The following is a 15649-nucleotide window of genomic DNA, read 5'->3' on the forward strand; positions in this document are numbered from 1 at the left end:
TTACATAATGATTTTTTCGATCGGCATCACCACGATACCTTGTGCACCAGCAGCTTTCAACTTATTGATCTTATCCCAGAAATCATCTTCCGTAATAACGGTGTGTACAGCCACCCAACCATCTTCTGCCAAGGGCATTACCGTCGGGCTTTTGACGCCGTGCAGAAGTTCCGTAATTTGTGGGAGGTTAACCTTCTCGACATTCAGAACCACATATTTGGTTTCTTTCGCCCGTAGTACCGATTGTACCCGTTGCAAAAGTTCACATAGTGTAGGATCTTCAGCAATTCCATTGCGTCCAATTAAAATGGCTTCTGAGTTTTTAACGTCGATAAATGGTTTTAAACCATTGCTTTTAAGGGTTCCACCAGTCGAAACAATATCACAGATTGCATCGCTAAGGCCTAGTCCTGGCGCTATTTCTACAGAACCAGAGATTTCTTGGATGGTGGCATTAATGCCCTTTGAAGTTAAAAAGTCTTGTAGGATTACAGGATAGGATGTTGCGATAGACTTTCCATTTAAATCAGAAAGCTGCTCAATATTAGAATCTTTAGAAACGGCAATCTTAAGCGTACATTTGCCAAATCCTAACCGTTGTAGATAAGAGACTTCGACCTGTGTTTCATCGATTACATTTTCCCCAACAATACCCAAATCTGCTATGCCTTGCGCAACGTAACCGGGAATATCATCATCCCGAAGGAAGAGGATTTCTAGGTTAAAGTTATTGACACGTGTAATGAGGGAGCTTTTGTAGTTCTCGAAATCTAAACCACAGTTTTTTAATAATTGTACAGATTTTTCGTTTAATCTACCCGATTTTTGGATAGCTATTTTAAGATTTTTCAAAATATAAGGTTTTGCTTTTTATTATTAATAATACAGAAAAAATACACCGGGGGAGAAACTGCTTCACGTAGAAACATAAACATTACATATCGCCAAACTGGCGATGATGCATATGTGTATGAATAGTGAACAATGGTGTCATTTTTATTAATAATATAGCAAATGTAAGCTATTGCTGTAGAGATATCAAGTATTTGGTGAAATAAATATTAATTTCTTACAACAATAGCCCTTTATTTACTTTATAATGCGTTTTATCTTATTTGATTTCTTGATTAGCTTATGTAATCCTTCATAATCTTCAGCCGCTAGTTTATTATAGAGGTTTTGAAGCTGTTTGATATGTTCTTCCAATACTTCAAGCACATTTTCACGATTCTGCTTAAAGATCGGCGTCCACATCTCCGGCGACGATTTCGCTAAACGTACTGTTGATTGAAAACCGGAACCAGCTAATTCAAAAATACGCCCTTGTGATTTTTCTTTCTCCAAAACTGTTAATGCCAAAGCAAAAGAAGTTAAGTGCGAAATATGTGACACATAAGCGGTATGTTCATCGTGTTCATCGGCATTCATGAACGAGGTTTTCATTTCCAATTGTTCAGTCACCGCATCAGCGAGCTCGAAAGCATCTTCGTCCGATTTAAAGGCTTCAACGTAAACCATCACCTTTTCTTTGAATAATCCCGGGACAGCTGCCTCTGGACCTGAATACTCCGTTCCTGCCATTGGATGTGCAGCCACGTATCGACCACGTTTTGGGTGATCGGCAATGGTGCGTAAGATATTTGTTTTGGTCGATCCCATATCAATAACGACCTGATCGGTAACCTTATCGAGTAAACCCGGAAGTATTTTGACTATAGCGTCAACCGGGATGGTCAGGATAATAATCTTGGCTTGTTTAAGCGCTTCCTCTAAGGGCAGAATCTCATCGACTAGACCGAGCTGAAGCGCTTTCTTTTGGTTGGCTTCATTTTTTTCTACACCAATTGTTTTTTGAGCAAATTGGGTCTCTTTTAAGCGGATTCCGATGGAGCCCCCAATAAGACCGATACCAACTATAGCAATATTCATGTTCGTTGTTCTATCGTTTATTAGCGAATAGTTTTAATTCTTTCGATCGCTTGATCCAATACTTCCGTCTTGGCACATAGGCTAATCCGTATATAACGGTTCCCACTAGAGCCAAAGATTCCCCCTGGTGTAATAAAGACATGTGCTTTATCTAATACATCATCTGTTACAGCGTAACAATCTGTTGCATCGTCAGGTATGCGAGCCCATACAAATAGACCAACTTGTTGTGGATCGTAGGTACAACCAAGCAAATCCATTATAGCTTCCACTTTTTTACGTCTTATTCCGTATTCTTCGTTTAATTGCGTGTACCAAGTGGCTTCCAATTGTAATGCAACGGCCGCAGCCAGTTGAAGAGGAAGAAACATACCGGAGTCCATATTACTCTTAAAGCGCATAATTTCAGCGATACGGTCCGGATGAGCAACGAGCATACCGACACGCCAACCAGCCATATTGGATGATTTGCTAAGAGAGTTCAGTTCAATGGCTACATCCATTGCGCCCGGAACCGAAAAGATACTCATCGGTTTATCATTTAAGATAAAGCTATATGGATTATCGTGGCAGATAAGAATGTTATGCTTTCTACCAAAAGCAATGACGCGCTCGAAAAGATCATAAGTAGCAAGTGCACCTGTTGGCATATGCGGATAGTTGATCCACATAAGTTTCACTTTGGAGAGATCACGTTTCTCCAAGGCCTCTAAATCCGGGAGCCATTGATTTTCTGCACAAAGTTCATACGGAACAATCGTTGCTTCTGTAAGACGCACGGCGCTGGTATAGGCGGGGTACCCTGGGTTGGGAACCAAAGCTTCATCACCAGCTTGCAAATAGGTCATACAAATGTGTACTATTCCTTCTTTGGAACCGATCAGGGGAAGAATATCTCGTTCGGCGTCAAGTTGCACATGATAATAGCGCGCATACCAGTCGGCCATAGCTTGCCGTAGCACAGGAGAGCCCTTATAGCTCTGATAACCATGCGTGGTGGCCTTGGCCGATTCCTCGTTCAATACCTTGATAACATCGGGATGCGGAGGTAAATCTGGACTTCCGATACCGAGGTTAATGACTTGAGCGCCAGATTTATTCATGGCGTCAATTTCCCTAAGTTTCTTCGAGAAATAGTACTCCTCTGTTGCTAGGAGTCTATTTGCGACTTTAATATCCATTCTGATTTGCGATTTAAGCTGCCTAAATTACAGATTATCTATAAGACTTGTAGACAAGTTAAGGTAAAATATTATCTCTTTTATATGGCGACGACTGTGGGCCTCAAGAGTGGTTGTTTGTGTTAATCTCCGTAAACGTATGTTAAATAAACGACATAATTGAAATAAACATTCGTTTCATTTCAGCGTATATGTTTATTTGAGTATGGTTTTTATTACTTTTGTAGCTTATCGGATTACATGAAAACTTATTTTAGACTGCTATCGTTTGCAAAGCCTATTGAGAAATACGCAATTCCATATATTATCTGTACCATTATTACAGTCATCTTTGGAACGTTAAATCTCGCTCTATTAGTGCCTTTGCTGCAAGTATTGTTCAAAGGTACTGGAGATGCAGACCTGCAGCCTGTAGCTGTCGCAGAAAAACCATCAGGTCTGGATGATCTAGGTGGATGGTTTACATATTATGCAGATAAGCTGTATTATGAATTAGGACCCTATGAAGCATTAAAGTACGTCTGTATCGTTATTATTGCCTCTGTATTTTTAAGTAATGTGTTCCGCTACCTCTCGCAGCGTATCATGGAAAATCTACGTATCCATACGTTGCTGAATCTTCGCAAGTCTGTTTTCGATAATGTGATGGATCTGGATTTAGCGTATTTCACGAACCAGCGTAAAGGAGATGTGATTTCAAAAATCGCATCAGACGTTCAGGTGGTACAGTTCTCTGTTACAGCGACATTACAAGTGGTGTTTAAAGAGCCACTACAGTTGATTGCTTATGTCTTTGTACTTTTTTCTTTGTCGGCGAAGTTGACTTTGTTCTCTTTATTAGTTATTCCAGTTTCGGCATTTTTTATATCGCGGATTGTAAAGCGATTGAAAGAGCAAGCACGCGAAGGACAACAGTCATACGCCAATATGATCTCATATTTGGATGAAGCTTTGTCAGGCATAAAGATCATTAAAGCATTTAACGCCGTTCCGTTTGTAAAAGATAAATTTAATAACGAGAGTGCAAGCTATTCAAAGATTATGCGTCGTATGGCACGTCGTCAGCAAATGAGCTCTCCCGTTTCCGAATTGCTGGGCGTAGTGATGGTGGCTATCATTTTGTTGTATGGTGGTAATTTGGTTTTAAGTGGTCAGGGTGATTTAAAAGCATCTGAATTTATCGGATATATTGCTGTTTTTTCACAAGTGATGAGACCTGCGAAGGCATTAACTGATGCTTTTTCAAATATCCACAGTGGTATTGCAGCAGGTGAACGTGTGCTTGATCTTATTGATGAGAAGAGTCACGTGAACGACAAACCAGACGCGGTGGCTTTAAAATCTTTTGAGCAGTCTATTGTATTTAAAGATGTGCATTTCGCTTATGGCGAAAAGGAGGTATTAAAAGCGATTAATATAGAAGTCCCTAAAGGAAAGACAGTCGCTTTGGTGGGGCCTTCCGGAGGTGGGAAATCTACGTTGGTAGATCTTATTCCGCGCTTTATGGATGTAACAAGCGGAGCGATCTTATTTGATGGTACAGATCTTCGCGATGTACAGCAGGAATCTTTACGTGCGTTGATCGGAACCGTAAATCAAGAATCTGTTTTATTTAACGATACCATTTATAATAACATCGCATTTGCAAATGAAAGTGCGACGCAGGAAGAAGTGGAGCAAGCGGCTCGCATTGCAAACGCCCATGAGTTTATCCTGAAAACTGAAGGTGGTTACGATACGAATATCGGCGATCGTGGGGCGAAGCTATCGGGAGGGCAGCGACAACGTATATGTATCGCCCGTGCTGTACTTAAAAATCCACCGATTATGTTGTTGGATGAAGCAACCTCGGCATTGGATACCGAATCCGAAAAGTTAGTTCAAGATTCCTTGTATAAACTGATGGAGAATAGAACAACTGTTGTGATCGCTCACCGTTTGAGTACGATCCAAAATGCCGATAAAATTGTGGTGATAGACAACGGTACTGTGGTAGAACAAGGAGGGCACCTGGAGCTTATTGCGAAAGGCGGATTATATAAACGCCTGATTGATATGCAACAGTTTGTAGATTAATATTTTAAAGCGACTCTGGTGAGTCGCTTTTTTTGTGCCAGTCATTTAGAGCAGCGAAATGCACCCATATTTTCTTCGCTTTATTGTGCATCTGTTTGCCTTTTTAGGCGGTTTTTAAAAGAAAAATAGCTAAGTTTGTTTAGATAGGAGATAGAAATGAATGCAACGCAAAAGCTTGAGTTTTTAATTCAAGATCATAATTTATCAGCAGATTTAAAGGCGATTGCCACGAAGGTAATCCAAGGAGAGCGCATCAGCTTCGATGAAGGCGTTTTACTATATGAAAAAGGCGAGCTTGGTTACCTTGGTGCCCTCGCAAATTTTATTCGCGAGAAGCGACACGGTGACAAAACTTATTTTAATCGTAATTTTCATATTGAACCTACGAACGTATGTGTGTACGACTGTAAGTTCTGTGCCTATTCGCGCTTGATTAAAGAGCGCGAACAAGGGTGGGAGATGGATGTCGATGGGATGATGGAGATCGTGCAAAAGTACGATGGGGAACCGGTTACCGAAGTTCATATTACAGGGGGCGTGGTACCGAAACAGAACCTTGAGTTTTATGCCGAATTTTTTAAGCGCTGTAAGGCACATCGTCCTGATCTTCATATCAAAGGACTTACACCGGTAGAGTATTACTACATCTTTAAAAAGGCTAAATTAAGTCACTACGATGGCTTGAAATATTTAAAGGAATGTGGACTTGATTCAATGCCTGGTGGTGGCGCTGAGATTTTCGACTCAGAAATCCGTGAAAAGATAGCGGGCGATAAGTGTACGGCAGAGCAATGGTTGGATATCCACGAGCAAGCACATAGTTTGGGCATGCGTACCAATGCGACGATGTTGTATGGGCATATTGAGGAGTTTAAGCATCGGGTGGACCATATGGACCGCCTTCGGCAATTACAAGATAAAACGGGAGGCTTTCAGGCTTTTATTCCATTAAAGTTTAGAAACCAAGGGCACCAAATGTCGGATGTACCGGAAGTATCGGTTATTGAAGATTTGAGGAATTACGCCATATCACGTATTTATTTAGATAATTTTGAGCACATAAAGGCTTATTGGGCAATGATATCGAGAGATACAGCTCAACTTTCACTTGCTTTTGGTGTTGATGATATTGATGGCACATTAGATGATACGACCAAGATTTACTCGATGGCTGGCGCAGAGGAACAAACGCCTGCAATGAGTACCCAACAGTTGGTTGAACTTATCAGACAGGTAGGTCGTCACCCAATTGAGCGAGACACGCTTTATGGCGTTATAACGGACTTCAAGGATGTTGTTTTTGAAACAGAAAACAAACCCAAGTATTACTCTTTACCTGTAGTAGAATAAAGAAATTGAAAAAGATATTTTATTTTATCCGGCACGGACAGACCGATTTGAATCGGAGAGGGATCGTGCAGGGACGTGGTGTAAACTCACCGCTCAATGATACGGGAAGAGAGCAGGCACAGGCTTTCTTTGACGCCTATAAGGATATCCCCTTTGATAAGGTTTATATTTCGACGTTGCTTCGTACGAAGGAAACGGTACAGTCTTTTCTTGATTTAGGAATTCCTTCCGAGGAGCTGATAGGATTGGATGAGATTAGCTGGGGCGTTTACGAAGGGAAGGAACAAGATGAAACGATTATGGCGGGATTTAACCAAGTTGTTGCGGCGTGGCGCGCTGGTGATCTAGACTTAGGTATAGAAGCGGGGGAGTCTCCGAATGCACTAGTTGAACGACAGAAGGAGGCGATTGCTCATATGTTGAAACAACACGATGAGGAGACTGTTTTGGTATGTATGCATGGACGTGCGTTGCGGATTATGTTGTGCCACCTTACCAATATACCGGTCAATCTCATGGATGACTTCCCGCATACGAACACGGCCTTGTATGTATTGGAATATTCCGATGACGTATTTACCATTATTGATCATTACAACATTAAACATTTAGAGGAGTTAGGCGATGCATAAAATACGCATATCTGCAGTATCCTACACCAATACATTACCCTTTCTTCAGGGGATAAAAGCTTCGCCGGTGGTTATGGATCAGATTGATCTATCGGTAGATTATCCAAGTGAATGCGCCCGCAAAGTATTGGAGGATGAAGCTGATATGGGAATTATTCCGGTAGCAGCTTTGGCAAGATTAGAACATTACGAGATTATTGGTGACTATTGTATTGGGAGTGATGGTGCTGTAGACTCTGTCTTCATATTTTCGAATAAACCAATAACAGAGATTAATTCTTTATTGTTGGATAAGCAGTCACGTACTTCAAATGGCTTGGCACAGATTCTCTTAAAGCATTATTGGAAACGTGAAGTTAAGGTTGTAGAGCATGGTGAAGCAGATGCTTATGTCCTGATCGGAGACCGGACCTTCGGAAAGAAAGAAGAGGTGCCTTATGTTTATGATATGGGCTATTACTGGAAAGAGATGACCGGTTTGCCTTTTGCTTATGCAGTATGGGTAGCGAATAAATCATTACCATCATCTTTTGTTCAGGTTTTCAATGAAGCACTTGCTGCTGGCGTATCTCACCCCGAGGACGTGATTGAAGGATTGCCTGTATATCCTAATTTTGACTATAAGCAGTATCTTACCAAGAATCTTGATTTTCATTTAACGGATGCCAAACGGCAAGCGATTCAAAAGTATTTGGAATTGTATCGGAGCTTGTAGGTTGTGCAAGCAAAAGTGCTCCTCCAATAGTATTTATTACCAAGAACGCAACCAGAAACTAATCTATTCGTATGGTTTTCTTTCCATATAGGGGCTACCCTTGCGGTCGCCCATTTTTGATTATTCATAAATTACTGAAAAAAGGAAACGATTGCTAATTGTGAAGGAGGGCGGGGGCAAGCCCAGCCCCTACGTATGACGAATTAAAAATCACGAACCACAAGCAACGAACTCCGGTCTACGAGCTAGGCACAAACCACCATCCACCAACTAGCCACAAACCCCGAAGGGCTCAGCGGAGCTAAATCTTGTGGCTCTACAAAACCACCAACCACCAACTACACACTACCAACTACACTCTACCAACTACAATCTACAAACAATAATCTACAAACTACACTCTATAAACTACACTCTACCAACCACGAACTACAAACTACCTACGAATAAATACTTTTCTTGCCAGAGAGCACATAGGCCACAACACAAGCAACCAAAACCCACGGAAGTACGTCTATACCGAATAGTTCGGCACCCATGATAGCACAAGCTAAGGGTGTTTTGGTACTACCTGCAAACACCGCGACAAAACCCATCGCAACGAGGAGTGCCATTGGAAGCGGTATAAATAAAGCAAGGGCATTTCCTAATGTCGCACCAATAAAGAATAAAGGTGTTACTTCACCACCTTTAAAGCCACAACTAAGCGTGATGGTGGTAAGGATTAATTTAACCGCAAAATCATAGGCCGGCAGTTCACTGTCGAAGGCCGCGACTAAGGTTGGAATACCAAGACCAATATGTCGTGTTGTATGCGATAATAGAACCCAGGCAACAACGATAGAGCCGCCCAGGATTGGACGGAAGAGCGGTTGCTTTATGAAAGAAAAAGCCTGGTGTAGATAACTGTTAAACTGTATAAATATATATGCCGTACAACCGAAGAAAGCTGCGGCAAGCAAAAGACTTCCGAAATGTAGCCAACTCCACATGGTCGGCAAATCGGTCAATTGTGGGTAATGCGTATGCTGGTTTCCGTAAATATTACACACATAAAAAGCCAAGAAAGCGGTCGCCATTGTTGCCAACAGTCGCTTATAGTTAAAGTTGCGCCAACCGACAAGTTCTATTGCAAAGAATAAGCCTGCCCATGGTGTGCCAAAAAGCGAGGCGAACCCAGCTGCAATACCACAAGAAAGTAACGTTCTTCGATCTTCCGCACTTCCCGGTAAGAAGCGCGAGAACTGATCTGCAATAGTGGCACCATACTGGATAGCTGTTCCTTCACGTCCAGCGGATCCGCCAAATAGGTGGGTGATTAATGTGGTGATAAATATAAGTGGAGCCATAAGGAAAGGCAATACGGCGCTGGGTGCTTTAAACTCAGCGAGTACTAACTTATTCCCACCTTGTGAAGCAGATCCATAGCGTTGATACAACCACACTATAAATACACCCGCTAAGGGAAGAAGATATATGAGAACGAGATGTTGTTGACGGTAATTCGTGAGCGCGTTTAGCAAATAGAGAAATAGGGCAGAGGTGCTGCCAACAAGAAAGGCAATAAGTACAATACTTAAAAGCCATCTAAAAATAAGATTACGGGATAGTGCTGATAGAGACATACTTCAATACGTTAATGAGATAATTCCATTATTCAAAGTAGACGTCATCAGCTCCAGTAGCGGTTCAAGGCAGACATCATTGCCTATAGTTAAAAATATATTATAAAAAACTTACAATAAGGGATATCCAACCTATTATCATCAACAAGCCACCTAGTGGTGTAATCGGACCTAAAAAACGCAGATTTACTTTCCAATGGTTTGCGAAAGCTAACAGATAGATACTTCCTGAAAACAAAAATACGCCGAAAGCGATCCCGTAAAATGCGAGTCTGGCGCTATAAAATGAGAAGTCCGCTTGATATCCGATAATAAGTAACGCTAAGGCAGCGTACATTTGATAGCGAACACCAACCTCAAAAGAGGAGAGCTTATCTTCCGGAAGAAATTTCTTAAAGGCATGTGCACCAAAGGCACCCAATATAATAGCTATTGTCGCTAGTAAAGCAGCCGTTACAAGAACCGTTGTGTTCATTTATAGTTGTTTTTTTATTGCCTGTACTAATTCCGCTTCACTTAGCCCGCCAGTATGATCCCACACTTGCTTCCCATTTTTATAGAGCTGTAATCGCGGTATTGCGCTTATTTTTAATTCCTTTAACAAGTCTGGGTTAGCATCTGCATCGATGTAAACAACCTTTGTTTTATAGCTTTTATCTGCAGCAATTTTTTCGATATACGGTTTTATTTTTTGGCACGGTCCACACCATTTTGCAGTAAAGTCTATAAAAACTAGTGGATGTGATTGCTGTATTGCTTGAAAGTCAGCTAAGGTTAAGCCCTTTAGATCCTTTACATTGCTTTTTGCTGTTGTCGCAGAAGCTTTAGTTTCACTGTTCAGCTTCATGAGACCGCCCTCCAATTCGAAAACAGTAAAGCCTTCTTTTGTGAGCATTTGGGCAGCTTGTGTGCTACGCCCCCCACTAAAGCAAAATACATAAACCGGCTTTTTCTTGTTGAGTTTAGCAGCTTGCAATTGAAAAGTTGACTTATCGTTCCAATTGATATTTTTAGCGTGTTCCAACGTTCCCTTAGCATATTCCTCAGGCGTGCGGACATCCACAAGCTGTGACTTGCTATTCTTTTTTAATCGCTGTTGGAAATCTGTTGGCGACAATTTTGTTTGCGCAGCCAAAATCCCTGAAGAAAGCAGGGTCAAGAACAGGAATAGATATCTCATAGTAACGTAAAGGTAATTAAAAAACTAAGGCTAAGAAATACAAATCCCCCAGAATTGAGTATCTCTGGGGGATTTATATTATTAAAAATTTACTTTTTACTTATTTTATACAATAAACCAGCATCAGTAATCGCAAAGATCTCACCATTCTTGCCTTGGACTACATCCCGGAAACGCTGTCCTTCTTTCGCTAATAAGCGTTCCTCGCCAACCACCTTTTTATCTTTAATGACTAATCGTGCGATATGGGTACTACTTAATCCGCCAATAAATAGACTGTTTTTCCATTCAGGAATTGCATCTCCCGTATAGAACATTAATCCGCTCGGGGATAATACAGGATCCCAATAATAAACAGGTTGCTCCAATCCTTCTTTCTGTTGTATAATTGGATCACCGATAGGTTTTCCACTATATTCCAATCCATAGGTGATCGTCGGCCAACCATAGTTTTTACCCGCCTCCACAAGATTTAGTTCATCACCGCCACGTGGGCCGAATTCAGTTTCCCAAAGATCACCTGTTTCTGGGTGTATCGCAATCCCTTGCACATTACGGTGGCCATAGCTATAAATCTCTGGCAAAGCCTTACTATCGTTTAAGAAGGGATTTCCGGCTGCCGGTTGTCCGTCTTTCGTGATACGAATAACCTTACCCAAAGCCGATTTTAGATCTTGCGCTTGTGGTCGTGTCTCCAGCTCAGAGCGTTCACCTGTTGTTACGAGAAGATTGCCGGACTTATCGAAAATAATCCGTCCACCATAATGAAGCTTACCATTGAAAGTTGGTAACGCTCTGTATATCGTTGTCGCATTTTCAATTGTTTTATCATCCGCGGCCAATTTGCCCTTAGCCACGGCCGTATGGTTTCCTCCACTTACTGGTTCAGCAAATACCCAATATACCATTCTGTTCGTAGCAAAATCAGGATCTAGCGTGATACCAAGCAATCCACCTTGCCCTTGCTCATCGACCTTAGGAAGACCTGTAATGGCTTCGCTTACGGTACCATCAGCATTTACAATACGAAGTACACCTGCTTTTTCTGTAATCAATAAACGTCCATCAGGAAGTACGGCAATACCCCATGGTGATTTTAATGCTTTGGTAACTACCGTATGCTCGTACGGCGTTGTCGTTTTCACCCCAGCAACGCGCGTTTGGCCGGCAAAAGCAGGTTTATAATCCGTATTTGCTTTTCCGGACTCGACAGGCGGGTAGATGCTATCGGTGGGTGCACCATCCACTGGTGGCTGACTGGTCGAAGCACTGTTACTACAGGATGCAGCCAACACTAAGGTAGCCGATGCGAGTAAAAATGCAGGAATTTGGATTCTCATAGTTTTCTTATGTGTTTAGGATATAGACGCAAAATAGCGAAATTTGTTTTATAAAAAAAGCCGTCATACAAATGTATGACGGCTTCTTACTTTTTATGTGGATTGCTTATTCAGCAACTACTTCAAAAGGAACTTGTACTTTCACTTCTTTGTGTAAGTTCAAGTTAGCGATGTATTCACCTAAAGTTTTAGGCTCAACTTCGAAAGTGATGCGACGACGGTCAACATCAAAACCTTGCGCTTTCAAAGCATCAGCAACTTGAATGCTGTTTACTTTACCGAAGATTTTTCCTGTTTCACCAGCTTTAGCACCGATAGAAAGTTTTACGCTTTCTAATTTAGTAGCTAATTCAGCTGCATCTTTCTTGATTTTCTCTTGTTTGAACTGAGCTTGTTTAATGTTCTCAGCCAATACTTTTTTAGCAGACACTGTTGCTAAAGTAGCAAATCCTTGAGGAATTAAGTAGTTACGACCGTAACCTGGCTTAACAACTACGATATCGTCTTTCTCGCCAAGGTGCTTAATATCTTGTTTTAAAATAATTTCCATGTCGTTCTTCCTATTTTAATGAATCAGCTACATAAGGTAATAAACCGATAATACGCGCACGTTTAACAGCTTGAGCTACTTTACGTTGGAATTTCAAAGATGTTCCTGTAAGACGACGAGGTAAAATTTTACCTTGATCGTTTACAAATTTCATTAAGAAGTTCGCGTCTTTGTAATCGATATACTTAATACCGTTCTTTTTGAAACGGCAATATTTTTTACGATTGTCCTCTACTTTAGGGGCAGTTACGTATTGAATATTCTCGTTTGCCATTAGTTTGCTACCTCCTCAGTTTTAGTTTCAGGTTTTTTGTTGAAAGCACCGCTACGTTTTTTCTCAGCGAATGCTAATGCATGCTTGTCTAACGCAATAGTTAAGAAACGCATAACACGCTCATCACGTTTGTATTCAACCTCTAATTTTTTGATTAATTCACCTGGAGCCTTGAATTCAGTTAAGTGATAAAATCCAGTTGTTTTTTTCTGGATCGGATACGCTAATTTTTTCAAACCCCAATTGTCTTCAGCGACAATCTCGGCTCCGCCTTCTGTTAGGATAGCTTTGAATTTTGCGATTGTTTCTTTCGCAGCCTCCTCAGAAAGCAACGGGGTAAGAATGATGACAGATTCGTACTGTTGCATTTTTTTAATAGTTATATTAATTAAATATTTGTTCCGCACTCACGGAAGTGCAAAGGTAAGAATATTTCTTATATAAAAGATGTTTTTCTGCAAAAAATCACGATAGCAATCTGCCATCGACATAATACCAGATTCCTTGTGTTCGCTTAAACGTCGATTTCTCGTGGTGTATCTCTACTTCTCCGTTCGCATTAAGGTAATGTGCTTTGAATTCTACGGTAGTTTCGGTGGCGCGTAGTACTTCGAGCTGCATCCATTTGTTCGCTGAAGCCCATTGTGCTATTGCTGCTTTTTGCTGAAAACGTCGCGTAGTAGGGTGGAAGCTGTTGTATAGAAAGTCGATTAAGCCCTTAGTAAAAGCGCAATACCGGGCGCGCATAAGGGATTCGGCCGTAGTAGCCTCACGTAAATCTTGATGTATAGGGGCGCAGCAATCCGAATAAGGTTTTTCCGAGCTGCAACCACAAAGAAAAGTATAAACTGCAGTTTGTAAAATCACGATACAAACTTATAGAAAAAAGTCTGTAGACACGATAAATTGATCAGTAGATTGTCACAATTTTGTTTGATTGCGAAATGTCTAAACTATTTGCGCACACTGAACGTTTTGAAATATAAAACTAACGCAATTTTCATGACTACATTAAAAAATGAATTAGTTGGAACATGGAAGCTCCTTTCTTATATAGAGGTGCCGATAAATGGTACCGATTCTTTGTTTCCGCTAGGTAAAAACCCAAATGGACTTTTGATTTATGCGCCCGATAGTTTCATGTCCGTACAGATTGCAAAGGAGGGAAGACTCTTGTTTGAGAGTAACGACAAGCTTCTACCTAGTGTTGAAGAAATGGAATCCTCGATAAAGGGTTATTTAGCCTTTACGGGTAAATATAAAGTTGACAATAGTACAGCCGTTGTTCATTATTTAGTAAAGAGTGCGCTTTATCCGAATTGGAACAACAAAGTGTTATCGCGAAAGATCGATTTTGAAGGCGATATCTTATACATGAAATCTGTAGAACCCACACTTTCTAATGGACAGCAGGTGAACTCCTACATGACCTGGCAAAAAGTGGATCGGTCGATTGATGATTTTTTTGATGAAGGGGTTATCGAAACGGCGTATATATCCAATTCGCAATACGAATAAGTTGTTGCGTGGCATCTTGTCGTCCGGCGAAATAACATACATAATGAAAAAGGGTGCGATCCATTGAATTGGCGCACCCTTTTTCTATTTATCTCGTTGGCTAACGTTAGTTCAAAGCGTCTATTTTCGCTTTCAATTCGTTAGATTTAGCCTCATCCTGTTGGAAATCGTAGTAACCTTTTAAACTTTTCAAGGCATCTACATCTTTCGGATTAAGGGCAACAGATTTTTCTAAGTAAGGAAGAGCTTCTTTGATTTTCTCTTTCAACTCCGTTACTTTTTTGTTGTAATCGTTGTTTGATAATGTTTTGTTCTCGTTTAATGCGTTTAGCTGATCGCGTACACTATTTATTATAGTAGCTGCAGCATTTTTATTTGCATCATTATAGTTTGGATCAATCTCAACGGCTTTTTTGTAAGCAGCAATTGCTTTATCGTTATTGTTTGCCGCAGAATGTGCAATACCTAAATAGTAGTACAACGATTTGTTGTTACCATCTTTGGCAATTTGGTTTTCGATATCAGCAATTACTTTTGATTCTTTACCAGCGATCAGGTTCAATTCAATGTTTTGAACGGCAGCGTCGTTATCATTCGGGTAAGCCTGTGCTGCTTGTGCTGCGTAATCAAGTGCGCTAGCCGTATCTTTCATGGAAAGGTAAAGCTTAGGTAGGTCAACCATCACCGATTTATGTGCAGAGAAATCCTTTTTAGGAATCAGTAACTTGTACTTTTCAACTGCATTTTTGTAATCTTGGTTTTGGATTGCCGCCAAACCTCCGTAGTAAGTAAGTGTTGTGTCTCCAGGAAGGAAAGTTAACGCTTTATCAAACTGCGCGTAAGCGGATTTAAAATCTTGTTTTTCCCAAGAAGCTACCCCTTGATTAAAATTGTATTGACCTAAGACCTGTCCAACTACAGCGATATTCTCTGCGTTTTTCTTTTCTGTGTCCAAGGCCTTTGCTTTTTCAACACCTTCAGCTGCTGCTGTAGCCGCTTCTGGAACATTATCCATGGAAGCGATATTCGCATTTACCAAAGCGTAGATTGTCCATGCTTCAGGATCATCTTTCGTCTTTTCGTGGGCAACTGCTAAATCAATTGCTTCTTTAGCCGCGGTAAGATTTGATTTACCCAGAGCAGCAGAGCCTGCACTTTTTAATTCTTCAAACTTTTGTAAGCTGCTTTTTGCTTTTCTTAAATTACTTGTTTGCGCAAATGTCGTTGTACCTGCTGCAACCAGTAAAGAAAATACTATGGCTTTTTTAAAATTCATTTT

The 15649-nt window shown here is 40.9% G+C and carries 17 protein-coding genes and 1 riboswitch; of the genes, 5 read left to right on the forward strand and 12 right to left on the reverse strand.

The features are described 5' to 3' along the window. From hisG to E2P86_RS09130, 3 genes are all read right to left on the reverse strand, one after another. Complete coding sequence (gene hisG / locus E2P86_RS09120) at window positions 1-852, reverse strand: ATP phosphoribosyltransferase (protein WP_134432572.1); 852 nt, start codon at window positions 850-852, stop codon at window positions 1-3. Window positions 853-1089: 237 nt separating this feature from the next. Beyond that, entirely contained in the window at window positions 1090-1929 is an 840-nt protein-coding gene (locus tag E2P86_RS09125; protein WP_134432574.1) for a prephenate dehydrogenase, read from the reverse strand. Window positions 1930-1949: 20 nt separating this feature from the next. Beyond that, complete coding sequence (locus E2P86_RS09130; RefSeq protein ID WP_085471921.1) at window positions 1950-3110, reverse strand: pyridoxal phosphate-dependent aminotransferase; 1161 nt, start codon at window positions 3108-3110, stop codon at window positions 1950-1952. 240 nt (window positions 3111-3350) lie between these two features. On the opposite strand from E2P86_RS09130, the gene E2P86_RS09135 reads away from it, so the two are divergent. From E2P86_RS09135 to E2P86_RS09150, 4 genes are all read left to right on the forward strand, one after another. Next, window positions 3351-5186 carry an ABC transporter ATP-binding protein gene (locus E2P86_RS09135; protein WP_085471920.1) on the forward strand — a complete coding sequence of 612 codons (1836 nt, stop codon included), beginning with the start codon at window positions 3351-3353 and terminating at the stop codon, window positions 5184-5186. Between the two features lie 156 nt (window positions 5187-5342). Then, the gene (mqnE, locus tag E2P86_RS09140; protein ID WP_085471919.1) at window positions 5343-6536 is read left to right on the forward strand and encodes an aminofutalosine synthase MqnE; all 1194 of its coding nucleotides are present in this window, start codon (window positions 5343-5345) and stop codon (window positions 6534-6536) included. A 5-nt stretch (window positions 6537-6541) separates the two neighbouring features. Next, window positions 6542-7168: a histidine phosphatase family protein gene (locus tag E2P86_RS09145; protein WP_085471918.1), complete on the forward strand. Its 627-nt coding sequence runs from the start codon at window positions 6542-6544 to the stop codon at window positions 7166-7168. After that, window positions 7161-7883, forward strand: a complete 723-nt coding sequence (locus E2P86_RS09150; RefSeq protein ID WP_085471917.1) for a menaquinone biosynthetic enzyme MqnA/MqnD family protein — start codon at window positions 7161-7163, stop codon at window positions 7881-7883. Before E2P86_RS09145 ends, E2P86_RS09150 begins: the two co-directional genes overlap by 8 nt. 440 nt (window positions 7884-8323) lie before the next feature. Here the strand turns inward: E2P86_RS09150 and E2P86_RS09160 are convergent, their stop codons facing one another. From E2P86_RS09160 to E2P86_RS09195, 8 genes are all read right to left on the reverse strand, one after another. Then, window positions 8324-9508 carry a chloride channel protein gene (locus E2P86_RS09160; protein WP_134432576.1) on the reverse strand — a complete coding sequence of 395 codons (1185 nt, stop codon included), beginning with the start codon at window positions 9506-9508 and terminating at the stop codon, window positions 8324-8326. A 31-nt stretch (window positions 9509-9539) separates the two neighbouring features. Then, a riboswitch (Fluoride riboswitch) is annotated at window positions 9540-9601 on the reverse strand. Window positions 9602-9608: 7 nt separating this feature from the next. After that, window positions 9609-9983 (reverse strand): DUF423 domain-containing protein, encoded by a 375-nt coding sequence (locus tag E2P86_RS09165; RefSeq protein WP_085471915.1) that lies wholly within the window; start codon window positions 9981-9983, stop codon window positions 9609-9611. Then, complete coding sequence (locus tag E2P86_RS09170; RefSeq protein ID WP_085471914.1) at window positions 9984-10688, reverse strand: thioredoxin domain-containing protein; 705 nt, start codon at window positions 10686-10688, stop codon at window positions 9984-9986. Between the two features lie 89 nt (window positions 10689-10777). Further along, the gene (locus tag E2P86_RS09175; protein ID WP_085471913.1) at window positions 10778-12028 is read right to left on the reverse strand and encodes a PQQ-dependent sugar dehydrogenase; all 1251 of its coding nucleotides are present in this window, start codon (window positions 12026-12028) and stop codon (window positions 10778-10780) included. A 106-nt stretch (window positions 12029-12134) separates the two neighbouring features. Continuing rightward, a complete protein-coding gene (rplI, locus tag E2P86_RS09180) occupies window positions 12135-12578 on the reverse strand; it encodes a 50S ribosomal protein L9 (RefSeq protein ID WP_085471912.1) in 444 nt (147 codons plus the stop codon). 10 nt (window positions 12579-12588) lie between these two features. Beyond that, window positions 12589-12852, reverse strand: a complete 264-nt coding sequence (rpsR, locus tag E2P86_RS09185) for a 30S ribosomal protein S18 (protein ID WP_085471911.1) — start codon at window positions 12850-12852, stop codon at window positions 12589-12591. Then, the gene (gene rpsF / locus E2P86_RS09190; protein WP_085471910.1) at window positions 12852-13220 is read right to left on the reverse strand and encodes a 30S ribosomal protein S6; all 369 of its coding nucleotides are present in this window, start codon (window positions 13218-13220) and stop codon (window positions 12852-12854) included. The genes rpsR and rpsF overlap by 1 nt, the downstream gene beginning before the upstream one ends. A gap of 97 nt (window positions 13221-13317) precedes the next feature. Beyond that, window positions 13318-13719, reverse strand: coding sequence for a YchJ family protein (locus E2P86_RS09195; protein WP_262708593.1), 402 nt, complete (start codon window positions 13717-13719; stop codon window positions 13318-13320). A 135-nt stretch (window positions 13720-13854) separates the two neighbouring features. Here E2P86_RS09195 and E2P86_RS09200 point away from each other — a divergent pair, with 135 nt between their 5' ends. Next, a complete protein-coding gene (locus E2P86_RS09200; protein WP_085471909.1) occupies window positions 13855-14370 on the forward strand; it encodes a lipocalin-like domain-containing protein in 516 nt (171 codons plus the stop codon). 106 nt (window positions 14371-14476) lie between these two features. Here the strand turns inward: E2P86_RS09200 and E2P86_RS09205 are convergent, their stop codons facing one another. Then, window positions 14477-15646 (reverse strand): tetratricopeptide repeat protein, encoded by a 1170-nt coding sequence (locus tag E2P86_RS09205; RefSeq protein WP_085471908.1) that lies wholly within the window; start codon window positions 15644-15646, stop codon window positions 14477-14479. Window positions 15647-15649: the final 3 nt, after the last annotated feature.

This window comes from Sphingobacterium psychroaquaticum, from assembly GCF_004421025.1.
Classification (GTDB): Bacteria; Bacteroidota; Bacteroidia; order Sphingobacteriales; family Sphingobacteriaceae; genus Sphingobacterium; species Sphingobacterium psychroaquaticum.